Annotated in this window: 20 protein-coding genes and 1 pseudogene; all 21 read left to right on the top strand. The window is 48.2% G+C overall.

Going from position 1 to position 21,800, the window contains the following annotated elements:
- Window positions 1-51: 51 nt before the first annotated feature.
- The 21 genes and pseudogenes from ACQ5DJ_RS18185 to ACQ5DJ_RS18085 all read left to right on the top strand — a co-directional run bounded on the left by ACQ5DJ_RS18185 (window position 52) and on the right by ACQ5DJ_RS18085 (window position 21,610).
- Entirely contained in the window at window positions 52-822 is a 771-nt protein-coding gene (locus tag ACQ5DJ_RS18185) for an ABC transporter ATP-binding protein (protein WP_429843706.1), read from the top strand.
- Window positions 797-2,683, top strand: a complete 1,887-nt coding sequence (locus tag ACQ5DJ_RS18180) for an FtsX-like permease family protein (protein ID WP_429843705.1) — start codon at window positions 797-799, stop codon at window positions 2,681-2,683. Before ACQ5DJ_RS18185 ends, ACQ5DJ_RS18180 begins: the two co-directional genes overlap by 26 nt.
- Window positions 2,684-2,752: 69 nt before the next feature.
- The gene (locus ACQ5DJ_RS18175) at window positions 2,753-3,223 is read left to right on the top strand and encodes a nucleoside deaminase (RefSeq protein WP_429843704.1); all 471 of its coding nucleotides are present in this window, start codon (window positions 2,753-2,755) and stop codon (window positions 3,221-3,223) included.
- Between the two features lie 243 nt (window positions 3,224-3,466).
- Window positions 3,467-3,943 carry an Lrp/AsnC family transcriptional regulator gene (locus ACQ5DJ_RS18170; protein ID WP_376898130.1) on the top strand — a complete coding sequence of 159 codons (477 nt, stop codon included), beginning with the start codon at window positions 3,467-3,469 and terminating at the stop codon, window positions 3,941-3,943.
- A 114-nt stretch (window positions 3,944-4,057) separates the two neighbouring features.
- On the top strand, window positions 4,058-5,620 hold the full coding sequence (locus tag ACQ5DJ_RS18165) for an ABC transporter substrate-binding protein (protein WP_429843703.1): 1,563 nt from the start codon (window positions 4,058-4,060) through the stop codon (window positions 5,618-5,620).
- Between the two features lie 41 nt (window positions 5,621-5,661).
- Window positions 5,662-6,618 carry an ABC transporter permease gene (locus tag ACQ5DJ_RS18160; protein WP_017249656.1) on the top strand — a complete coding sequence of 319 codons (957 nt, stop codon included), beginning with the start codon at window positions 5,662-5,664 and terminating at the stop codon, window positions 6,616-6,618.
- Window positions 6,618-7,448 (top strand): ABC transporter permease, encoded by an 831-nt coding sequence (locus ACQ5DJ_RS18155; RefSeq protein WP_144619635.1) that lies wholly within the window; start codon window positions 6,618-6,620, stop codon window positions 7,446-7,448. Before ACQ5DJ_RS18160 ends, ACQ5DJ_RS18155 begins: the two co-directional genes overlap by 1 nt.
- Window positions 7,449-7,483: 35 nt before the next feature.
- Entirely contained in the window at window positions 7,484-8,458 is a 975-nt protein-coding gene (locus tag ACQ5DJ_RS18150) for an ABC transporter ATP-binding protein (RefSeq protein WP_429843702.1), read from the top strand.
- The gene (locus ACQ5DJ_RS18145) at window positions 8,455-9,441 is read left to right on the top strand and encodes an ABC transporter ATP-binding protein (protein WP_429843701.1); all 987 of its coding nucleotides are present in this window, start codon (window positions 8,455-8,457) and stop codon (window positions 9,439-9,441) included. Before ACQ5DJ_RS18150 ends, ACQ5DJ_RS18145 begins: the two co-directional genes overlap by 4 nt.
- A gap of 24 nt (window positions 9,442-9,465) precedes the next feature.
- Window positions 9,466-10,047 carry a chromate transporter gene (locus tag ACQ5DJ_RS18140; RefSeq protein ID WP_088910535.1) on the top strand — a complete coding sequence of 194 codons (582 nt, stop codon included), beginning with the start codon at window positions 9,466-9,468 and terminating at the stop codon, window positions 10,045-10,047.
- Window positions 10,044-10,574, top strand: coding sequence for a chromate transporter (locus tag ACQ5DJ_RS18135; protein ID WP_429843700.1), 531 nt, complete (start codon window positions 10,044-10,046; stop codon window positions 10,572-10,574). The genes ACQ5DJ_RS18140 and ACQ5DJ_RS18135 overlap by 4 nt, the downstream gene beginning before the upstream one ends.
- Window positions 10,575-10,602: 28 nt before the next feature.
- On the top strand, window positions 10,603-12,213 hold the full coding sequence (gene ggt, locus ACQ5DJ_RS18130) for a gamma-glutamyltransferase (protein ID WP_429843699.1): 1,611 nt from the start codon (window positions 10,603-10,605) through the stop codon (window positions 12,211-12,213).
- 162 nt (window positions 12,214-12,375) lie between these two features.
- The gene (locus tag ACQ5DJ_RS18125; protein WP_429843698.1) at window positions 12,376-12,924 is read left to right on the top strand and encodes a hypothetical protein; all 549 of its coding nucleotides are present in this window, start codon (window positions 12,376-12,378) and stop codon (window positions 12,922-12,924) included.
- Between the two features lie 39 nt (window positions 12,925-12,963).
- Window positions 12,964-13,572: a hypothetical protein gene (locus ACQ5DJ_RS18120; protein WP_429843697.1), complete on the top strand. Its 609-nt coding sequence runs from the start codon at window positions 12,964-12,966 to the stop codon at window positions 13,570-13,572.
- 218 nt (window positions 13,573-13,790) lie between these two features.
- Window positions 13,791-14,160, top strand: a pseudogene (locus tag ACQ5DJ_RS18115) (response regulator).
- A gap of 248 nt (window positions 14,161-14,408) precedes the next feature.
- Window positions 14,409-14,735 carry a hypothetical protein gene (locus ACQ5DJ_RS18110; protein WP_429843696.1) on the top strand — a complete coding sequence of 109 codons (327 nt, stop codon included), beginning with the start codon at window positions 14,409-14,411 and terminating at the stop codon, window positions 14,733-14,735.
- A gap of 29 nt (window positions 14,736-14,764) precedes the next feature.
- Window positions 14,765-15,460 (top strand): hypothetical protein, encoded by a 696-nt coding sequence (locus ACQ5DJ_RS18105; protein ID WP_429843695.1) that lies wholly within the window; start codon window positions 14,765-14,767, stop codon window positions 15,458-15,460.
- Entirely contained in the window at window positions 15,441-16,310 is an 870-nt protein-coding gene (locus tag ACQ5DJ_RS18100; RefSeq protein ID WP_429843694.1) for a GGDEF domain-containing protein, read from the top strand. The genes ACQ5DJ_RS18105 and ACQ5DJ_RS18100 overlap by 20 nt, the downstream gene beginning before the upstream one ends.
- A complete protein-coding gene (locus ACQ5DJ_RS18095) occupies window positions 16,276-18,063 on the top strand; it encodes a DUF2334 domain-containing protein (protein ID WP_429843693.1) in 1,788 nt (595 codons plus the stop codon). The genes ACQ5DJ_RS18100 and ACQ5DJ_RS18095 overlap by 35 nt, the downstream gene beginning before the upstream one ends.
- Complete coding sequence (locus tag ACQ5DJ_RS18090; RefSeq protein WP_429843692.1) at window positions 18,056-19,342, top strand: glycosyltransferase family 2 protein; 1,287 nt, start codon at window positions 18,056-18,058, stop codon at window positions 19,340-19,342. Before ACQ5DJ_RS18095 ends, ACQ5DJ_RS18090 begins: the two co-directional genes overlap by 8 nt.
- A 3-nt stretch (window positions 19,343-19,345) precedes the next feature.
- Window positions 19,346-21,610 carry a cellulose biosynthesis cyclic di-GMP-binding regulatory protein BcsB gene (locus tag ACQ5DJ_RS18085; protein WP_429843691.1) on the top strand — a complete coding sequence of 755 codons (2,265 nt, stop codon included), beginning with the start codon at window positions 19,346-19,348 and terminating at the stop codon, window positions 21,608-21,610.
- Window positions 21,611-21,800: the final 190 nt, after the last annotated feature.

The raw sequence follows: 21,800 nt of genomic DNA, 5'->3' as shown, positions 1-21,800 counted from the left end.
TGCGCACTTCCGTATAGTTGAATTTGGAAGTGCAAGAAAGGGGAATGGCGCATGGAAATGCTTGCTGTAAATAGCTTGAGTAAAATATACGGGGGCAAGGTAACCTACCGCGCGCTGACCGATATCGATTTTTCGATTCGCAAGGGCGAATTCGTCGGTATTATGGGCCCCTCAGGCAGTGGCAAGACTACGCTATTAAACATGATCTCCACTATTGATACACCAACCTCTGGTGCGGTTCTTTTGAACGGTACGAATCCGCATCATTTAAAAAAAGATAAACTCGCTCTGTTTCGTCGACGTGAGCTCGGTTTTGTGTTTCAAGAATTCAATCTCTTAGACACGTTGACGATTGGGGAAAATATCGTGTTGCCGCTGACGCTGGACAATGAGAAAGTATCGGTCATGGAAGAAAAGCTGCAAAGTGTTGCAGAGAAGCTAGGGATTCAGGACATTTTGGAAAAGCGGACCTTCGAGGTGTCTGGGGGGCAACGCCAACGGACGGCTATTGCCAGAGCGATCATTCATTCCCCATCGCTTTTGCTCGCTGACGAGCCGACAGGAAACCTTGATTCCAAGTCTTCGCGCAATGTGATGGAGACACTGGAAGCGATCAATAAGAGAGACAATACCACCATGATGATGGTGACGCATGATGCTTTGGCGGCCAGCTATTGCCATCGGGTGATTTTTATTAAAGACGGACAGCTCCATAACGAGATGTATCGCGGTGAGAGTCGACAGGTATTCTTCCAGAAAATTATTGACTCGTTGTCGTTTTTGGGAGGGAACACTTATGACCTTTCGACAATTCGCGTGTAATAACGTTGTACGAAATAAACGGATGTACGCTGCGTTTTTCATGAGTAGCGTTTTTTCTGTCTTAATCTTTTTCGTCTATGCGATGTTCATTTTTCATCCAGAAATTATCGGACAGGAGATTCATGAGTCCGTAGCCACCGGGATGATGGCGGCTGAGTACGTCATTTTTCTGTTCTCCTTCTTTTTTCTCTTTTATTGTGTCGGTGCTTTCCTGAAAAAGAGGGAGAAGGAGTTCGGCATTCTTTTTATCCAGGGTATGACACCGTTACAGCGGAACACGCTGATATTTATGGAAAACATGCTGATTGGCATTGTCTCGATTGCCATCGGAATTGGTCTCGGGCTGGTTCTCGGCAAGCTGTTTTTCCAGTTCGCCGGATTTTTGCTGGATGTAAAAGCACTCGGGTTTTACTTCCCGTGGAAAGCGATCGGTTTGACCGTGGTGGCGTTTCTCATCTTGTACGCAGCCATTTCGCTGTTTACCGTCCTTGTGCTGCGAAGCCGCAGTCTGTTGGATCTGTTGCAAGGGAGCGGTCGGCCTAAGCGTGAGCCGAGGGCATCGTTAGTGCTGTCTCTGGTCGCAGTAGCTTTGTTGGGAATGAGCTATGCCTTAGCCCTTACGGCTGACGGCGTGAATGTACTCGTGCTGATGCTTCCGGTCATTGCGCTGACGACTGTAGGAACGTACCTGTTGTTTACTCAGCTGAGCGTCATCTTCATCGATTTTCTGAAGAAGCGGCGCGTTTTCTATTGGAAAGGTACGAATCTCCTGACGCTCTCTGATCTGGCCTATCGGATGAAGGATAATGCACGGATGTTTTTTTTGGTCAGCATCGTCTCTACCGTTGCTTTTTGTGCGATTGGCACACTGGCAGCGTTGGCTGGGTCGATTCAGATTACGGTGATGAAAACACATCCGTTTGCATTTGAATACCAGTCCAAACAAAGCGATGCAGAGAGAGTAAAGCATCTGTCGTTAATCGAAACGAGCTTGCAGCAAGGTGGCTTTTCCTTCGAAAAATATCAAGTGGCTATGCGAGTTTTGCCAGAACTGGTTCAGGAGGAAAGGGTCGGAGTAGTCAAGCTGTCTGACTACAACCGGCTGGCGGTAGCGTCCAATTCGACTGTACTCGAAATGACGAATAAAGAGGCCTTCGTTCTGCTCAATTGGATTGGTGATTCGGTAGCGAGCAAAACGCTGCAAGTGGGGAAGGTGCAGCTCGCAGTCAAAACAGATACGAATATGACGCCGTTGATCAGAGGGATTGATTTTGAGCGATTGGTTGTCGTACCGAATCAGGTGTATGACCAGCTTCCGCAAATGAAGGAAGAACAGCGTTTTGTATACGAGGTGCCGAGATGGAAGGAAACCCAGGAGCTTAGTCTCAAGCTTCAGGAAGAGATCAGTCATGTCGAAGAAGGTTATTTGTTTTCAGCTCGTGCGCCATACTACCACTCCATGAAACAAATGGCGAACATGGGGCTCTTTATCGGGTTGTTTGTGGGCGTGTTGTTCTTTGTAGCCGCAGCAAGCTTTCTCTATTTCCGTTTGTATACGGATCTGGAATACGACAAACGGCATTATGGCTCGCTTTCCAAGATTGGACTCACGGATGCGGAGTTGACGCGGATCGTCACTACTCAGGTCGCCCTGTTGTTCTTCGTGCCGATTGTGGTGGCCATTATCCACAGCATGGTGGCGTTCGTGTCCCTGCAAAGCTTGTTGAAGCTCATCCTTGTCGCTTCTGTGGTCAAGCCGACCGCGATTGTTCTATGCAGCTTCGTTGTTGTTCAAGGTGTGTATTTCTGGATCATTCGAAACCGTTACTTGTTCCATTTGAAGCAATCGATGAACCGCTAGTGACTTTTCCAGCATGTCCAGATGCGTAGGGACATAGGATAAAAGGAGAAGGAGCTAGGGGGAAAGCGGATGGAACGAGAGGCATGGATGGGTCAAGCCGTACAGATTGCGTTTGAAAATGTACGTGAGAAAATAGGTGGCCCGTTTGGCGCCATTGTCGTGAAGGATGGGCAAGTAGTCGGACGAGGACGCAATGAAGTGACGACGAGCAATGATCCTACGGCACATGCTGAAATTCAAGCGATTCGAGAAGCATGTCGTCATCTCCAAACCTTCCAGTTAAACGATTGTGACCTGTATACGAGCTGTGAGCCGTGTCCAATGTGTCTGGGAGCCATCTATTGGGCCAGACCGCGCAATGTCTATTACGCTTGCACGAAAGAAGATGCGGCGCATGTCGGGTTCGATGATCAGTTTATTTATGAGCAGATTGTTCTCCCTCATGAAGAGCGCAGCATTCCTTTTCAGAGAATCAATCTTGCGAATAGACAGCGTCCATTTGAAGCATGGTCTCAATCTCCGAACCGTATCGAATATTAATAGAGAGCCTCTCCACTAGCGGAGCAGGCTCTTTTTTTTCGTATTATTTATAGTAAGAATAGGTAGAAAGGGAGAAATAAAATGAAAATGCTTTCAAAATGAAATTTTCAGATAAAGTATTGCGCTGTGTCGGAAATCGTATTATAGTAACAACAATCATTATGTAATTCGACCGTATTTTCTAAAAATAAGCTGTAATAAGGTTGAATGTTGTTAAAAAAAGACGAATAAAGGTGTGTTTATATGGAAGAGACTTTTCGAAGATCACTTTATCCTGATTTAGATGATATCGACTACGGGATCATTCGAGCCTTGCAAGGAAATGCGCGCTTGCCGTTTACCCAGATTGCGAAAGACCTCGGGGTCACGGAAAAGACGATCCGCATGCGCGTCCAACAATTGCAGGACGAAGGTGCCATTAGTCTGGTCGGTATTGTCAATCCAGTCAAGGCAGGGTTTCACGTACAGGCGATGATTCAAGTGGCTGTGGATGCGGAAAAGCTGGACGATGTGGTTGCAGCGTTAACGGACACCGTAGAGATCAGGCTGATCGTACTCACTTCTGGTGAATATCAGCTTTTCACACAGGTGCTTGTAACAAGTAATGAAGAGTTGTCGCAATTTTTGCTCAAAAAACTACACAAGATTCCTGGTATCTCTAAAACGAATGTGATTAACGAATTGAAAATACTGAAGTCCAAGTATAACTTTATCCGTTAGGGCACGAAAGACCTTGGAAGGGGGAATGCCATCGGGCGAAAATCCGCTGGGATTATGAATGCCGAATGATTCTGAGAAGAACTGGAGAAAAAACGAGAGAAAAGGGGTCATCCTATGTTTTCGACCAAAGTGAGCAAAGCAATGCTCAGTGCTGTTCTGGGGACAGTTTTATTGGTAACAGGCTGTGGAGGAGGAAATAGCGCGAGTACAGATAACGGCAAAGCCGCAACAACAGCGCCAGCTTCCGGCAAAAAAGTACTGAATATTGGGTTAAAGGCAGACCCGCCGTCAATGGACCCAAACACCTCGACTTCGCTGTACGATCGTCAAGTATACGCGAGCCTCTATGACAAGCTGTTTGATATCGACTCAGAAGGAAAAATAGTGCCAATGCTGGCGGAATCGTATGAAGTAACGCCAGACGGCAAGACCTATACATTGAAGCTGAAGCAGGGTGTGAAATTCCACGATGGCACCGAGTTTGACGCTGAGGCAGTGAAATTCAACTTCGAGCGCAACATGAACGATGAGAAGTCTCGTCGGAAGGGCGAATTGAAATTCGTAGATTCTGTTGCCGTAGTGGACAAGCAAACTGTGAAAATCCAGATGAAAGAGCCTTTCGCTCCATTCTTGTCCGTCTTGACTGACCGTTCGGGCATTATGGTATCGCCAAAAGCAGTGAAGGAACATGGCGATCAATACCTCAATCATCCGGTTGGTACAGGCCCATACGTATTTGTGGAGCAAGTAAAAGGCGACCACGTAACGTTGAAGAAAAATGAAAACTACTGGAATGGTCAAGTGAAAATCGATGAAGTGAACTACAAAGTATTCACGAACGGAACAGCGAAGGTGCAAAACTTGCGGTCCGGCATGCTGGATATCATCGATGATACCCCTGTAAAAGAAATCCCTGCAATCAAGGGCGATGCGAACCTACAATTGGTTGCAGAATCCGGTATGGGTTACCAAGGTCTTTACTTGAACAACTCCCGCCCGCCGTTTGACAACAAGTATCTCCGTCAGGCTGTGGATCGTGCCATTGACCGTGATGCCCTAGTAAAAGTACTGTTTAACGGCTATGCGGCACCAGCTCGCACAGCGTTTACAAAAGGCAGTCTGGCCTACAATGAAGCACTGAACACACCGAAGCCGCCGGATACAGCAGAGATCAAGGACTTGCTCGCGAAGGGCGGTCAACCGAACGGATTTAACTTTAAGCTGTACATCTCTACTTCTCCAGAGAATGAACAACTGGGTGCGGTACTGCAAAACATGCTGAAACAACACAACATCAATGTGACATTGGAAAAATTGGAATATGGACAATTGATCGAAACAGGCGATAAAGGTGAATTTGAAGCAATGCAATTGGGCTGGTCTGGACGTCAGGACCCTGACCAAAACTTCCATGACTTCGTCGTAACAGATACATCGAACAACGATGGCCGCATTTCCATTCCGAAGCTGGATGAACTGGTCATCAAAGCACGTGGTGAGCTGGACGAAGCAAAACGTAAGGCGCTGTATGACGAAGCTGCTACATTGCTGCAAGAGGAAGCGGGCTATGCCTATATGTACCACCAATATGTACTGCTCGGCATGAATAAGAAAGTCACCGGCTTTACTTATGTTCCAGATGGTTTGATCCGTACAGCCAATTTGGACAAGCAATAGGTAGCGCAACACTATAACAGCAAGAGCAAGGAGGAATTGTCATGATGTTCATAGTTAGGCGTCTATTGCTGACAATCCCGATTCTCCTGCTGGTGTCGATTATGACATTCTCTTTGATTCATATGATCCCGGGCGATCCTGCCCGGGTCATTTTAGGAGAGGAAGCGACACCGGAAGCCTATGCGGCACTGCGAACCGAGCTGGGATTGGATCAGCCGATCGTGGTGCAGTATTTTTCCTGGCTAGGAAAAGTGGTAACGGGTGATTTGGGAATATCGATTACGGACCGTGTGCCGGTCGCAGACTTAATTATGCAAAGACTACCAGCTACCGTGGAATTGACGATCGGAACGTTCTTGGTAGCGATTTTGATTGCGTTTCCTGCGGGAATTCTCGCGGCAGTGCGACGCGGGACCTGGATTGACTATACAAGTACGTTTACTGCGCTAGGTGGTATGAGTATCCCCAGCTTCTGGCTGGCGATGATGATGATTATTTTCTTTGCCGTGGAAAACCAATGGCTGCCTTCATCCGGTTATGTACCTTTTTCCGAGAATCCCACACAAAATCTGATGGCCATGATTCTGCCCTGTTTGGCAACGGGCTTGCGGGAGTCTGCCGTATTGATGCGAATGCTGCGTTCTTCTTTACTCGATGTCGTGAGCATGGACTTTATTCGGACAGCGAAAGCGAAGGGATTGAATGAGGCTCGCACGATTCTGGGGCATGCGCTGAGAAATGCGATGGTTCCAGTAGTAACGACCTCGGGTTTGATGATCGCAGGCTTGTTGGGTGGTCTGGTGATTACCGAGTCGATTTTTTCGATTCCTGGCTTTGGCCGTCTGATTGTGGAATCTGTCTTTAAACGTGACTACGTAACGGTTCAAGGAGCCATCCTCGTTTCAGCGGTTCTCGTTGTCTTGGTAAACCTGATTGTCGACATTTTGTACGCTGTCATTGATCCGCGCATCAAGGCTGGGAAAGGAGCAGGTGAGTGATGAAAACCGTGGGCAAATTTCTCCGGAATGGTTTAGGCGTCATCGGAGCGGTGATTATCCTCGGATTGATCTTGGTGGCGATTTTCGCACCGCTGATCGCACCCTTCGACCCCAATGCACAAGACTATAACAAAATTTTAATACCGCCAGATGGTGAGCATTTGTTTGGGACCGATGATCTCGGTCGGGATATTTTCTCCCGTGTTGTTTACGGGGCGCGCATCTCCATCCAGGCAGCACTGATCTCTGTCGGTATTGCGATGCTGATAGGGGTGCCGATTGGATTATTGTCCGGTTACTACCGCGGCTTTTGGGATGAGTGGATCGTCATGCGGAGCGTCGATGCGATGCAGGCCTTTCCGTTTTTGATTCTGGCTCTGGCCATTTCGGCGGTACTCGGTTCAGGCTTCGGGAATGCCATGCTGGCGATTGGTATTGGTTTTGCCCCTGCATTTATACGGATTACACGCGGTCAAGTTCTTTCGCTTCGAAATATGGAGTATATTCAAGCAGCACGTTCGGTTGGGGTAAAGGATGCACGCATTATTTTCCGCCACATTTTGCCGAACGCCATGAACCCGATTGTGATTCAAGCGACGTTGGCAATGGCATCCGGGATTATCGCAGAAGCATCTTTGTCCTATCTCGGATTGGGTGTACAGCCGCCGACTCCCTCCTGGGGCAGCATGCTAAACCAAGCACAAACACTGATGTCCGTCGCACCATATGCGACATTTTATCCGGGGATTGCCATCTTCTTAGTCGTGCTGGGCTTCAACTTGTTGGGGGATGGTCTACAGCAAGTTCTGGACCCACGCGCACGTAAATAATGAATGCCCTACACGGGAGAAAAGGAGTGGAGCAGATGACGACCATCTTGGAAGTGGAACAGCTGAGAACCCGTTTTCGCACGGACAGCGGTGTCGTCAGTGTCGTGGACGGCGTCGACTTCTTTATCCGTGCTGGTGAAACGCTTGGCGTCGTGGGCGAATCGGGCTGTGGAAAGAGTGTAACCAGCCTGTCGATCATGCGTTTGCTGCCGCCCAACGGAAGCACGGAAGGAGCGATTCGCTTCAATGGGAAGAACGTGCTTGCGCTGTCGGAAAAAGAAATGCAAGGTGTACGCGGTAATGAAATCGCGATGATTTTTCAAGAGCCAATGACATCCCTCAATCCGCTGCATACCGTAGGCAAACAAATTGAGGAAGCAGTCATGCTACATCGCAAGGTAACGAAGGCAGAGGCAAAAGAACGTGCGATTGCGATGCTAAAAGCAGTCGGAATGCCTCGTGCAGAAGAGATTTACGGAGAGTTTCCGCATCAGCTGTCAGGAGGGATGCGCCAGCGTGTAATGATCGCGATGGCCATGTCCTGCGATCCGAAGTTGATTATTGCAGACGAGCCGACAACGGCACTGGATGTGACGATTCAGGCGCAAATTCTCGATTTGATGCGCGATTTAAAAGAAGAAACGGGAACCTCCATCATGCTGATTACGCATGACTTGGGTGTAGTAGCCGAGATGTGTGATCGCGTGATCGTCATGTATGCCGGGCAAGTTGTTGAGGAGACTGATGTCGATACGTTGTTTGACAGTCCGAAGCATCCGTATACGATCGGTCTGATGAACTCGATTCCTGAGCTAGACGAAGAGCGCGAATATCTGGAAACCATTCCAGGAGCAGTTCCCCTGCCGTATCAAATGCCAGTGGGATGCCGTTTTGCCCCGCGCTGTGCGCAAGCAATTGCGATTTGTCACGAAAAGCCCCCTGAACTCTTGCAACTGGACAATCAAAAATGTCGCTGCTGGCTGTACGCGAAGGAGGGAGAACAGACATGACGACACCTCTCTTAGAAGTAAAAGGGCTGCAACAGCATTTCCCCATCAAGGGTGGCTTTTTGAAGCGGACGACAGGACATGTCAAAGCAGTCGATGGTATTGATCTGACAGTGTATCCCGGTGAAACGCTTGGGATTGTAGGGGAATCGGGCTGCGGCAAGTCTACGACGGGCCGAACGATTCTACGCCTCTTGGAGCCGACAGCAGGAGAAGTCTGGTTTGATGGCAAAGATTTAGCGAAACTTCCCAAAGAAGAAATGCGCGTCATGCGCCGAAACCTGCAAATGATTTTTCAGGACCCATACGCTTCGCTGAATCCGCGGATGACGATCAAGCAGATTTTGATGGAGTCACTGATGGTGCACAACATCGGGACAAAGGCAGAGCGGGAAAAAGTTATCGAAGAGATTATTCAGGTCGTTGGCTTGCGAAAAGAACATCTGAACCGTCATCCACACGATTTTTCCGGCGGACAGAGGCAGCGGATCGGAATCGCCCGGGCACTGGTCGTAAAGCCAAAGCTGATCATTGCCGATGAGCCCGTATCTGCATTAGACGTATCGATTCAATCACAGGTACTCAATTTGTTGAAGGATTTGAAAAAAGAATTCAATCTGACCCTGATGTTCATTTCGCATGATTTGTCGGTCGTGAAGCACTTGTGTGACCGGATCGCGGTGATGTATTTGGGGCGGATCGTAGAAATTGCTGACAAGCGGACGCTATTTGAGAACCCGAGTCATCCGTATACACGGGCGCTGCTCTCGGCTGTTCCAGCAGCGAAACCACGGCAAAAGCGCGAGCGGATCTTGTTGACAGGCGATTTGCCGAGTCCAGCAAATCCACCGAGCGGTTGCACTTTTCATCCGCGTTGTCCATATGCGACAGAGACTTGCAAGACGCAGGTGCCCAGTCTGTCAGACATCGGCAAGGACCAACTGGTATCTTGTCATTTGGTGCAATCGGGCGAACTTATTCGCTAGCTAGGCAAGGACGGAGGTACAGCTATGATTTACTGGAAATTATTTCTCGCCTTTTTCCGCATCGGAATCTTCGGGTTTGGAGGAGGACCTACGATGGTTCCCCTCTTTTACACCGAGTGCGTGAAAAAGTACAAATGGGTGACAGATGAGGACTTTTCCGACAATCTGGCGCTCGGCAACGCTCTTCCAGGGCCAATTGCGACCAAGCTGGCCGCATTTATCGGCTATCGGGTAAAAGGCTGGAAGGGTGCATTGGTGGCAAACATCGCAGTAGTGATGCCAATCGTGCTTGTGATGATCGGTTTGCTGCAAGTCATTTATCAATGGAAGGATGCGCCGGGTGTATACGGCATGATCCAAGCAATCGGTCCCGTAATCGCAGTCATGACAGGCGTCCTTACATGGGAATTCCTTTCAAAGGGCTGGAAGGGAGCGTCCAGCAAAGCAGGTGTGAGCCTTTCCCTCGCCCTCTCACTCGTAGCGTTGCTCTTCCTTGATTGGCATCCGGGCATCGTCGTAGGGATTGCGCTGGCCGTTTCATTTGCCTACTCTACTTGGTCTGTCCGCAAGCGCAAGGACAAGGACGGTAAGGAGGGAGTAGCATGATCTACCTGCAATTATTTTGGGCCTTTTTCATCTCCAACATTTTGGGGTACGGGGGAGGACCACCGAGCATCCCTTTGATCCAAAATGAAGTGGTTGACCATTACCATTGGATGACTGTACAGGAATTCGGAGAAGTGCTGGCGGTAGGAAATGCGTTGCCCAGCCCAATCGCGACCAAGCTCGCTGGGTACATTGGCTATCAGGTAGCGGGTGTACCGGGTGCAGTAGTCGCATTATTGGCAACGGTTGCTCCGACTGCGATCGCGATGGTCTTATTAATGGGTTTTATTAATTTATTTCGCAGTGCTCCACAGGTTAAAGCGATGACCCAATCGGTACGACCAGTCGTTACGGTTTTGCTTGGAACGATGACGTATCAATTCCTAATGGGCGCAGTCGAGGGGATCGGCTGGATGCAAACAGGGATTTTGACAGTGGCATCCTACCTTCTGCTCGAAACATGGAAGGTCCATCCCGCTTTTGTCATTCTGGGAGCGATGGCGTACGGGTTTGTTTTTATCGGCTAACAAAGAACTACTTAAGGAGGCATAAATCATGGTTAACTATGACGCAATGGAATACCCATACGCATCGAAGCGTGTGACGACTTTTGCCAAGAACGGCATGGTGGCGACCTCGCAGCCACTGGCGGCACAAGCAGGTCTCGATATATTGAAAAAGGGCGGAAATGCGGTGGATGCGGCGATTGCAACGGCTGCGTGCCTAACTGTAGTAGAACCGACCTCAAACGGCATCGGAGGAGACGCATTTGCCCTCGTGTGGATCAAAGACGAGCTGCATGGACTGAATGCCAGCGGGCCTGCTCCACAAGGAATCTCCATTGAGGCATTAAAAGCTAAAGGTATGGAAGAAATGCCGACCTACGGCTGGACACCTGTCACGGTACCAGGCGCACCTGCCGCGTGGGCCGCCTTGTCCAAGCGTTTTGGACGCCTTCCGCTGACAGAGGTGTTGCAGCCAGCGATTGATTATGCGGAGAATGGCTATCCGGTATCGCCAACATTGGCGCATTATTGGAATGCCGCACACCAAAAGTTTTCCCTGCAATTAAAAGGGGAAGAGTTCGCACATTGGTTCTCCACCTTTACACCAGATGGAAAAGTGCCAAAAGCAGGCGACATCTGGAAGTCGCCGGGTCATGCCGAGACGCTGCGTCAAATCGCGGAAACAAATGCAGAGAGCTTCTATCGCGGAGAGTTGGCAGACAAGATCGACGCGTTCTCCCGTGAGCGCGATGGCTACTTGCGCAAAGAAGACTTGGCTGCCTATGAGCCGGAATGGGTGAAGCCGGTCAGCGTCAACTACCGCGGCTATGACGTGTGGGAGATCCCGCCGAATGGGCAAGGGATGATCGGTCTGATGGCGTTGAACATTTTGAAGGGGTTTGATTTTGACGCAAAAGACACGACGGAAACGTATCACAAGCAAATCGAAGCGATGAAGCTGGCATTTGTCGATGGATTAAAATACATCACAGAAGAGAGCAAAATGAAAGTTTCCAAGGAAGCATTGTTGTCAGAAGAATACGCTGCCACTCGCCGTGCACTGATTGGTCATGAAGCCTTGACGCCAGAGCCTGGTCAGCCGAAAACGAGCGGCACGGTCTATTTGGCGACTGCTGACAGTGAGGGCAACATGGTGTCCTTTATCCAAAGCAATTACATGGGCTTTGGTTCCGGGGTAGTTGTGCCGGGGACAGGAATCGCCATGCAAAACCGCGGTCATAACTTCTCGCTGGACCCCGCTCATGACAATTGCTTGGAGCCAGGCAAAAGAACGTTTCACACCATTATCCCGGGCTTCTTGACGAAGGGTGGAAAAGCAGTGGGTCCATTCGGCGTAATGGGAGGCTTCATGCAGCCACAAGGACATGTACAGGTGGTCATGAACACGATCGACTTCCACCTCAATCCGCAAGCTTCGCTCGATGCGCCGCGCTGGCAGTGGATGGAAGGCAAAACGGTGGAGCTGGAGCGTCATTTCCCGGAGCATTTGGCACAAGCCTTGGAGCGCAGGGGCCATACCATCAAGTGGGCGCAGCTCGGCAATTACTTCGGGCGCGGTCAAATCATTTGGCGTGATGAAAACAGTGTGCTAAACGGTGGTACTGATATGCGTACGGATAGTTGTATTGCAGCTTGGTAATGAAAGAGGAGAATAGAAGAGGATCAAAAAGAGCCGAAGCGATGCTTCGGCTTTTTGCGTTGGAACCAGAGAAGCTTTCTAAAAATACAATATTTACAACTTATTGAAAAATTCATATAATTTGAATATATTCCAAAAAAAGGAAAAAGAGGGTGTGAGCTCATGAAGAGAAAATTTACTAGTTTAGGGATTGCAACGCTCTTATTGATTGTTCCTATTCAGTCTGCACTTGCTGATTACTGGCAGGGAGGAAAAACATGGGATGGGACTACTGTCTATGAGTTTGATGCTTCCGTATACAACTACTCCTATGACTACGAGAAAGTTTACAACCAAGCCATTCGTAATTGGGAAGGCATATCATCAAAGGTTAGCTTTGTTTCACGGACGCATGAGAATTCAGATAAATACTATGTAGGAGAAACGAGTGTTCAAGGGTTGTTAGGAAGGATGGACCCGTATAATGGCTCACGGATGGCAAGTATTAATAGTAGTTGGACCTCTACCAAAGTTCATATATTTCACAATAATATGGACGCGTTTAATATGAGCGAAGCTGAAAGAATCTCGAATGCTACACACGAAATCGGACACAGCCTGAAACTGGCACATCCTATTGGCAACGTAACTTCTGTAATGAAACAAGGGATACAAAGCAGAGGACCAAGCTCCTACGATAAGACAGAATTGAAAAATAAATGGGGGCAATAGAGAAGCGGAATAATAAAAAGTCAAAGGAGAGGATTTTGGATGAATCTGAAAATGAATCGATTGTATATGAAAATAGCAATTGGAATCATGTTGACTGCCATCGTTTTTGTTTGCGCAGCTTTCAGCACCTTATCCCAAAAGAATGAGCCAATGGAAACAATCTCTTTGGAAGCACTTTATATGACATATGAAAGTGCCGAGGAGTTGGATGAAGCAGATTTAATTCTGATAGGGACTCCAACCTCTGACTTTTCAGATCGAGAACATAAGACCAGTTATTATGCAGATGGTAGTTTGCAAGACTTTTATACGTTAACAGAGATTGAGATAGATAAAATGATTAAATCTCCGAATGACTTTGATTTAGAAGAATCTGAAACACTTTCCATAATAGAACCTGTTGGTATGATCGAGTTAGATGGAACGAAAAAAATCACGATTGATGAATATAAAGAAATGGAACAAGGTGAGAAGTACATTATTTTCTTGAATGATAATGGACATGGACAGTACAGTGTCATTAACAATGATTTAGGAAAATTTAATTTAGATTCAAAACCAGCAAAAAATGAAAAGTCATTTAGCCAAAATTCAGAGATTACGTTAAGAGAAGATGTTCTAGATAAATATAGTGAGTTCATTGAATAGTTTGAAATAGGTAGAAGTGAGTAGAGCCGAAGCAGATGCTTCGGTCTTTTTTTGTTTCCCAGTAATGGAATGGACGATAGGAGAGTATTCTGTTCAGAAACTGTTTAGATGTTCCAAGTAGAATGTAGAACTGGTCAGAATATGTCGTTTTTGAGTAGAGTAACCCCCTTATGATAGTTCGAAAGTCGTGGTATAAAAGATAGGAGAAAACAATTTGGATGAATAGCATTTTAATTGTTGATGATACAGCGTTTACGAGACTCGTGCTGCGTAACATGTTTGAGAAACTAGGTATTGAGGTAGTTGCAGAAGCTGATTCCGGGGAGGAGGCGGTTAGAAATTATTGTTTGTATCGACCGTCACTCGATGATGGATATTACTATGCCGGGCATGGATGGTTTGGCTGCTTCCCGAAAAATCATAGAGCTGGATAAGGATGCGAAGATCATTATTTGTTCCGCAGTTGCACGACGCGACACTGTCATCAAAGCGATCCAGGCTGGTGCACGTGATTTTATCGCAAAGCCCTTACAGTTTGAGAGGATTGAATGGGCTGTTCAAAATTTGTTGGAAATAGATACTAGATGAAACAAAATAGCTGTGGTGCTACTATGAAATTTTGATCACAGGAAGCTATGGGTTCATTGTCGAGTGAAGGCGGAGAAAGTGCGACACCTTTCGCTAGGGTACATGGAAACTGGGATGAATCGTAGCGAGATAGAAACTTATGTTAAAAAGGCGTGAGCATGTTGAAAGATTTTCGCTTTCCCATTATAGCCGTCTCCCTACTTGTCCTCATCTTGAGTGGATGCTTTTTGCAGGGGGTGCCGTCTGCCATGAAAACGGAACAAAATACTAGTGGCTCCGAATACGTCAGGCTTTTGCCGGGCGAGCTCTTTATTAAGGAGCATTTGACGAATGACGATCTGACCTTGAAAACGAATATGAAGCCTGCTACATCTAATGACCCGAATGTTGCAAAAGGGACAGAGACCCTTTCGGAATCGCTTGGTCTGTGGATGCTGTACGCAGTGGAAAAAGGGGATCAAGGGCTCTTCGCTCAGAATGTAGAGGCCTTGAAAGCCTACAATTATCAGAATGGATGGATTGCCTGGAAAGCGGGTGGAGGGAATAAGACCCCAGTCGCGACCAATGCATTGTAGATGACTTGAGGATCGCAGAAGCTCTTTACATGGCAGCCGAAAAATGGGGAGACGAGACCTATATCCAATTGGCCAATGAAGTTGGACAAAGCATCGTAGAGAACCAGAGTCGAGAGGGACTGCTGGTCGATTTTTACGATCGCCATAATAAGGTAGCCAGTGATTACCTGACACTCTCCTATTTGAATGCTTCAGCCATTCAATTGATGGAGAAGCATCAACAGGTGAGCAAAGAATTGAATAATCAAGTACATTTCTTTCTGAACTCGTTGCCGACCAAAAACGGATTTTTCCCATTTTCTTATCAGTTGGGCAGCAAGGAGTATGTCTATCAGCAGGAAGTGAATCTGATCGACCAGTTGTACATCGGCTACCATCGCGCACAAGTAGGCATATCATCCCCAGAGCTGTGGGCGTTTCTCAAAGATGAGTTTACGCGTAATGGACTCTTGTATGGCAGATACGATGCCAGTACCAGGAAACCGCTAGTAACGTACGAGTCACCAGCTGTGTACAGCTTGGCGATCCTGACAGCAAGCGAGCTTAAGGATTACACTTTTGCCCGTGATTTATATGAACGGATGGTTCGTCAGCAGATTCGACGTCCAGAAAGCGAGTTCTATGGCGGTTACGTGGACATGAGTCAGATGGACACGCATTCGTTTGACAATCTGCTTCCACTGCTCGCAGAAAGGAGGCTGTTCAATGAGGGAACGCTTCAGTAAAAACGGTAAATTTATCAGCTATCAAGTGTTGTTTTTGCTTTTCATCATTCTGCTCGCCCTGTTTGCGGTGGGGATGCCTGCTCTGCCGCTGGTCCCAGCCTTACTGTTGGTCTGGACACTGGTCATTAGCCTGACTGGTATCATTTTTGGCCTGTTGGCTAGCTTGGGGCTCGCCCTGATCAGCTTGTTCGCCTTTGGCAGTTTGTTGATTTGGGGTATGTTTGCCAGCTGGACGATTTCCTTTTCTTTCTCTGACATCGTCATCTGGATGGGACTCTTTCTCGGCGCTGCCGTTCTGACCGGATTGATCCATCGCTTGGTGAGGCAGACAGTTGCCGAGCATCAGGAGATGGTTGGGAAGTTTGACGAGCTGGTGACGATCGACGAAGTGACGGGTTTTTCAAATGAGAAGCGACTGCTCTTTGATTTGGAAGAAGAATTTAGTCGCTCTCGCCGGACAGGCATCCCTTTTTCGCTGATGCTCATTGAAGTCCTGTATCTGGATTCCTTCCAGCGCTTGTACGGCCCCAAGGAGGGAGATTATCTGCTCAGCTCGCTCTCAACTATCCTACGCAACAACACGCGATTGACAGACCGCAAGTTTCGTCTCGACCGCGGGGAGCAGGGCTCAGGAACCTTCGCGGTTATTTTGAGCAACAGCCATGAAGAAGGGGCGGAAGTAGTCGTCAAAAAGATCGAAAGGCTCCTATCCGTCCACAATCTAGAAAATGACAAAAAGCAGGTCACACTGACGATCGGGTTTGGAATCAGTCATTACGCGGAAGATGTGAGTGACCATTTGGAGATGGTGCAACGTGCCAAACAAGAGCTTGAACAATACATTCAATAATTGCTACCGCATAGTCGTTTCTTTGCTTGTGATGCTCTTGCTGCTGGCTGGAACAGGGGGTAAGCTGTACGCTGCTGAGGGGGCGGGACAAGAGCCGGAGGTACTGGTCGTCTACTCGACCCAAGATGGAGCCTTGACGGATGAAGTGCGCATGCTTGATCTGGTGCTAGGACATTACAGCTCAAAGCTCACCTATGTGGCGGACGAGGTATTGACCGAGCGAGATTTGGCTGGAGTCACACATCTCGTCTATTACGGCAGCATCTCGAAAGATTTGAGCAGTTCTTCGAGGCAAATCATGCAACGCTTTCAGGGCACCTGGCTTGCGTTTGGCAAAAACGTGGAGCAGCTGGGAAAGCGGTTTTCCTTTTTTCATGTGAACGGACAAGTGGATATCCAGAAGGTATCAAAGCCGCAGGGTGTTGACCAAGTTCTGCTAAATGACAACTACTTGGTGGGGCATATCTCGCTGTCTCAAGGCGAAGTTCTGCTTGAGGGCTGGAAGGGGATGTATACATACCCGCTAATGGTTCAGAACGAAAAGACAGCGTATTTTGCCAGCTCCAATTTCACTTCGCCCTTCTCCCTCTTTGTGGCAGAAGCATTGCACGAGGTTTTCAAGCAGCCGCATGACGCGGGGCGTTACGCGTTGATCCGTCTGGAGGATGTACACCCTCATTCCGATCCGAAGCTGGTCTGGGAGGCGGGGAGTTATTTGGCAGACAAGGGGATTCCTTTCGTCATTGCGCTTATTCCGGTGTACGAAAACTCCGGGACGAACCAGATGATCCATCTTAAGGATCGTCCAGAGATGCTCAAGGTGCTGCGGGAATTGCAAAAAAGAGGAGCAAGCATCGTGCTGCACGGATATATGCACCACTATCGCAATTCGGAAACAGGGGAAGGGTCGGAGTTTTGGGACATCGAAAATAACTCGCCAGTCTCCAAAGCTCCAGATGACGAGACCCCTTTGAAGAAAAGGCATGCGTTTTCGTCTCAGGCCGAGTATGAGACTTATCAGCAGTCGCTGAAAGAATACGAGGAGCATTATATACAGACACGCATGGAGACAGGAATCAAGGAACTGACCGAGTTGGGGCTTGCTCCCGTTGCTTTTGAGGCTCCGCACTACACGATGAGCCAAAAAGGGTACGAGGTCATGGCTCGCTACTTTCCATATGTCCTTGGCCAGCTTCAGTTTAATGACAGGGACTGGGTACACATGGGAGCACCTCCTTTTGTATCGAAGCCGGCCTTTTTGCACGGAATGACCCTCCTGCCGGAAACAGTCGGGTATTATGATCCCGCCTCTTCTACTCCGATGCAGGATATCAGGGATAAATACAGAGAGGTCAGCTTTGTACGCGATGGCATGGTCAGCATGTTTTTTCATCCATATTTAGGAGTAGAACCTTTAAAAGAAATGATTGCCTACGTGGAAACCCTGCCTGATGTGAAGTGGATAAACGTCCGCGGGCTGAGTGGACAGGAAATCAGTCTGGGTAGCGGTCAGGAAGGAAGTGAGCCACCTATCCTCGTCGAGTCTTTAGACGCGCAGGGTTCAACGTTAAAGGCTCCGGATATTTACCAAAATCTTCAGGATTTCCTGCGCGAAAATGGGTGGGTACAGCTCGTACTATGGGGCATTGCCGGACTCGTGACTATCATGGTCATACTGTTTACGCTGTATACGTGGCGCAATCGGGCTAACCTGCGCAAACAACTATTTATGGAGCGTGATCTCGATGGCTAATGCTTTATTTTATCTCTCCCTGTCTGTCATCTGGATTATGCTGCTGTACCATATGTTCTTGATGCAGGGTGGGTATTTTCACTATTTGCGATATAGACGCCCCATTCCAGAGTGGGAAAAAAACCAGCATCCGCTGCCAAAGGTAAGCGTTCTGATCCCTGCTCACAATGAGGAAGTCGTCATTGAACGGACCATTAAGGCGATGCTAAGGCTGGATTATCCGAAAGACAAGCTGGAGATTGTCGTCATCAATGACAACTCGCGTGATCGCACGGGTGAAATCGCCGATGAATACGCCAGTAAATACCCGTATGTGAAGGTGGTCCACACCAAGCCGCCTCATGCCGGAAAAGGAAAATCGGGTGCGCTCAACCAGGGCTTGGCTCATTCCACAGGGGAAGTCATTGTGGTCTATGACGCTGATAATACACCAGAGCGTAAAGCCGTCTACTACCTCGTTCTGGCGCTGTTAAACGATCCAAAGGCAGGAGCTGTTGTCGGCAAATTCAGGGTGGTGAACGCCGCTACGAATTTGCTTACACGTTTTATCAACATCGAGACGATCTGCTTTCAATGGATGGCGCAGGCAGGACGATTTTTCTGGTTCCATGTGACGACGATTCCGGGGACCAACTTCGCCATTCGCCGCAGCCTAGTTGAGGAACTGGGAGGCTGGGATGAAAAAGCTCTCGCGGAAGACACCGAGCTGACGATCCGTGTCTACAATGAGGGCTACTATATTCGTTTCTTCCCAGCGGCGATCACCTGGGAGCAGGAGCCTGAAAGCTGGAAGGTGTGGTGGAAGCAAAGGACGCGATGGGCGCGAGGGAATCAGTACGTCGTGTTGAAGTTCATGTGGAGAATCTTCTCTTTGCGAAAGAAAAGCATCATGTTTGATTTGATCTACTTCTTCTTCACCTATTTCCTGTTCTTTATGGGTGTGATCGTATCGGATGTACTGTTTGTGACGAATATGTTCGTCGATTTGCATTTGCAGGTAGGCATTGTCGCCATGATTCTCTGGATTTTGGCATACTTCCTGTACGTCACTGAAGTAATGATCGCACTTAGTATTGAGCGGACTGAATTGAATGTAAAAAACTTCTTGATTGTATTGTTGATGTATTTTACTTACTCGCAGCTCTGGATCGTCCTGGTCGTCTACGCCCTGTACCTGGAGTTCAAGCGGGTTGTATTTCGACAGGAACTTAAATGGTATAAGACAGAGCGTTTCGCGGCAGATAAGAAGTCCGCACCGCCAGCAGAAAGACAGGTGTAAAACATGAAGAGAAACAAGTGGAAACCGGCGTTTGCGCTATTGACCGTAACCGCCCTCCTTTTTGGGCAAGGAGTGGGTACGATCTGCGCTCAAGGCACGATAGCACCGACACAAGCCGGAGCAACTGCACCATCGGGACAGACGTCGCGCCCAGCTGTGTTTACCTTTTCCAACCTAGCCAAGCAAGCAAAAACGACTTACGCATCCAATGGACTTGATAAGACGCCAGGAACCGTTTTGCGTTTTACGAGCGAACCGGTCACATTGGATGGGGTAAACGAGTCCTTTGATTACTTCTACAGTGTTCCGCGAGCAACCATCGGAAGCAACAACTATCTGGAAATCTCATTTAGTCACTCCGAGCTGCTGAACGGCACACGTTCTACTTTGACGGTAAGTGTAGATGACAGGCCGTTGAAAAGCGTGTTTTTAACCAAGGAGACAGCCCAGCAAGGGAAAATCAGAATACCGCTGGGAGCGGATGAGACAGCACTCGGCTTCCACAAAATTACCATCACGAAGCATAGCCTGCTCACCGACAAGATTTGCGACGATCAGAACGATCCTGCGAATTGGGTAAAAATCGATAAAAGCTCCTTTGCTTTTCTGGATACGCAGGCTGTAACCTCGTCTGCCGATCTGTTGAGGGAGTACCCAGTACCGTTCGTAGAGCCGGGCAATTCGACTGAAGTGTTTACCAAGATCGTCGTTCCTGATGCCGCTGATCCAGATGTGGTAGCAGCCGCGCTAAAGGTAGCTACGTCCTTGTCTGCCCAGACAGCTACCAAACGCCCGATCCCGATCCAGACAGAGAGCGAGTGGAAAGCAAAGGGAGAATTGGGACACGTCATCGCGATTGGCAATCCGGAAGGGTGGACTGGCCCGCTCAAAACACTGGTTGCTGAACAGGGGATTGCGACCAGGGAACAAAAGCTGGGGCTCGATACCTATCAGATGAGAGTAAATCAATCTGCTGAAGCCAAGCTCTTGCTCTTGGTGTCGAGAGGCAAGGAGACACACTTGGCTGAGACGATTCATCTCCTGACAGATAAGGAAATGAACAAGCAATTGGCAGGGAATCAACTGGCTGTCAAGCAGGTTCCCCGTGTACAGGCAGCCGAGCAAAATCCGATTTCTCTTTCTTTGGCTTCAGGCGGATATTCGCATGTGATGCTTGAGCACGGCAAAAGCCGTACCGAGCAAGTGACCTTGAAAATTCCGTCTCATTGGAAGATTACCGGGGACGTCACGCTTGATTTGAAACTGAAGATTTCCCCATTGCTCATGCAGAAGTACGAAGGGGAAGATAAGCCACAGCACCAGTTGACGGTAACGGTAAATGGCGTACCTTATACGGTCATGCTCCAGCAGTTGAAAGCAGTGGACGATAATGATAACTACCATGTGAGTATTCCTATTTCACAGTCTGTCATCAAAGAGGCGAATCATGGGCTGACAGTCTCTTTCTCAGCTTCGATGAACCAGAAGGGTGATGTGTGCGCGCCTGAGAATAATATGGGACGCTGGGTGTTTATCGATAAGGAAAGTAGCTTGAAAGTGCCACACGAGGTACCCGCACAGCGCAGCTTCCGGTACTGGCCCGCTCCTTTTGTGCAGGATACTGGATTGAAGGACACCGCCTTCCTGCTGCCAGAAAAATGGACAGGTTCCTATTTGTCGCAGTTCTCGATGTTAATGAATGACATGTTGGCGGAGGTAAGTAATCAGAAGGGAAGCTCCTTCGTCATTTTCCAGGAGCCGCTGAACGAGGAGGCCTTGCAAGAGATCGTCTCGTACAATGTGATTGCTATGGGGGATATTGAGCGGTACCCGAGTTTGCAGAAGGTTCAGGGACAGCTTTTAATCAATGAGGCCAAGCAATTGAACCAATACCACGTAATCAACGAGACGAGCCGTTATGTGGCTTGGATTCAGCCCTCGATCTGGAATCAAGAGCGGACGTTGAGTGTGTTCCAATCTGCAGACGAGAGTAAGGCTGGTCAGGGAACTTTCCTTCATGCCGATCTCCTTAACTATCTGAAGAATTCCAACGAAGATGGACAAATTGTCGTGATGAGCAAATCAAACGAGGTTTTCTCTATTCAGCTCGAAGACCAAGAAGAGAAACAGACAAAAGGCATAAACGAGGTAGTGGGCAATATCCCGCTCTGGTTAATCGGAGTGATTCTGGCGGTATTCCTGATTGTACTGGTGATCTTTATTCGTTTGTTGAAAAAAGAGAAAGAGAAGGTTCGGCGAAAAAAATAGTGTAAAAACATGAAGAAGAACAGGGATAAGTTGCCGTATAGGTATCTGTCCCTGTTCTTTTTTTTATGATTGTCTTTTGTTCAGAAATTGTTGAGATGACCCTAGTAGAATAGGAAAAGCTACACATCGGGGGGTCTTTGTGCCTATGTAAAACAAAAGTTACAGGACAGTAACTTTGGTTGGTAGAGAA

The sequence above is a fragment of the Brevibacillus sp. FIR094 genome, assembly GCF_050477165.1.
Lineage (GTDB): Bacteria > Bacillota > Bacilli > Brevibacillales > Brevibacillaceae > Brevibacillus.
Note: the sequence above shows the minus strand (reverse complement) of the source record. Positions and strands in the feature narration are given on the sequence as shown.

Coding starts and splice junctions, on each gene's coding strand:
- ACQ5DJ_RS18185 (WP_429843706.1), top strand. CDS start 52: ATGGAAATGCTTGCTGTAAATAGCTTGAGTAAAATATACGGGGGCAAG.
- ACQ5DJ_RS18180 (WP_429843705.1), top strand. CDS start 797: ATGACCTTTCGACAATTCGCGTGTAATAACGTTGTACGAAATAAACGG.
- ACQ5DJ_RS18175 (WP_429843704.1), top strand. CDS start 2,753: ATGGAACGAGAGGCATGGATGGGTCAAGCCGTACAGATTGCGTTTGAA.
- ACQ5DJ_RS18170 (WP_376898130.1), top strand. CDS start 3,467: ATGGAAGAGACTTTTCGAAGATCACTTTATCCTGATTTAGATGATATC.
- ACQ5DJ_RS18165 (WP_429843703.1), top strand. CDS start 4,058: ATGTTTTCGACCAAAGTGAGCAAAGCAATGCTCAGTGCTGTTCTGGGG.
- ACQ5DJ_RS18160 (WP_017249656.1), top strand. CDS start 5,662: ATGATGTTCATAGTTAGGCGTCTATTGCTGACAATCCCGATTCTCCTG.
- ACQ5DJ_RS18155 (WP_144619635.1), top strand. CDS start 6,618: ATGAAAACCGTGGGCAAATTTCTCCGGAATGGTTTAGGCGTCATCGGA.
- ACQ5DJ_RS18150 (WP_429843702.1), top strand. CDS start 7,484: ATGACGACCATCTTGGAAGTGGAACAGCTGAGAACCCGTTTTCGCACG.
- ACQ5DJ_RS18145 (WP_429843701.1), top strand. CDS start 8,455: ATGACGACACCTCTCTTAGAAGTAAAAGGGCTGCAACAGCATTTCCCC.
- ACQ5DJ_RS18140 (WP_088910535.1), top strand. CDS start 9,466: ATGATTTACTGGAAATTATTTCTCGCCTTTTTCCGCATCGGAATCTTC.
- ACQ5DJ_RS18135 (WP_429843700.1), top strand. CDS start 10,044: ATGATCTACCTGCAATTATTTTGGGCCTTTTTCATCTCCAACATTTTG.
- ggt (WP_429843699.1), top strand. CDS start 10,603: ATGGTTAACTATGACGCAATGGAATACCCATACGCATCGAAGCGTGTG.
- ACQ5DJ_RS18125 (WP_429843698.1), top strand. CDS start 12,376: ATGAAGAGAAAATTTACTAGTTTAGGGATTGCAACGCTCTTATTGATT.
- ACQ5DJ_RS18120 (WP_429843697.1), top strand. CDS start 12,964: ATGAATCTGAAAATGAATCGATTGTATATGAAAATAGCAATTGGAATC.
- ACQ5DJ_RS18110 (WP_429843696.1), top strand. CDS start 14,409: ATGAAAACGGAACAAAATACTAGTGGCTCCGAATACGTCAGGCTTTTG.
- ACQ5DJ_RS18105 (WP_429843695.1), top strand. CDS start 14,765: ATGGCAGCCGAAAAATGGGGAGACGAGACCTATATCCAATTGGCCAAT.
- ACQ5DJ_RS18100 (WP_429843694.1), top strand. CDS start 15,441: ATGAGGGAACGCTTCAGTAAAAACGGTAAATTTATCAGCTATCAAGTG.
- ACQ5DJ_RS18090 (WP_429843692.1), top strand. CDS start 18,056: ATGGCTAATGCTTTATTTTATCTCTCCCTGTCTGTCATCTGGATTATG.
- ACQ5DJ_RS18085 (WP_429843691.1), top strand. CDS start 19,346: ATGAAGAGAAACAAGTGGAAACCGGCGTTTGCGCTATTGACCGTAACC.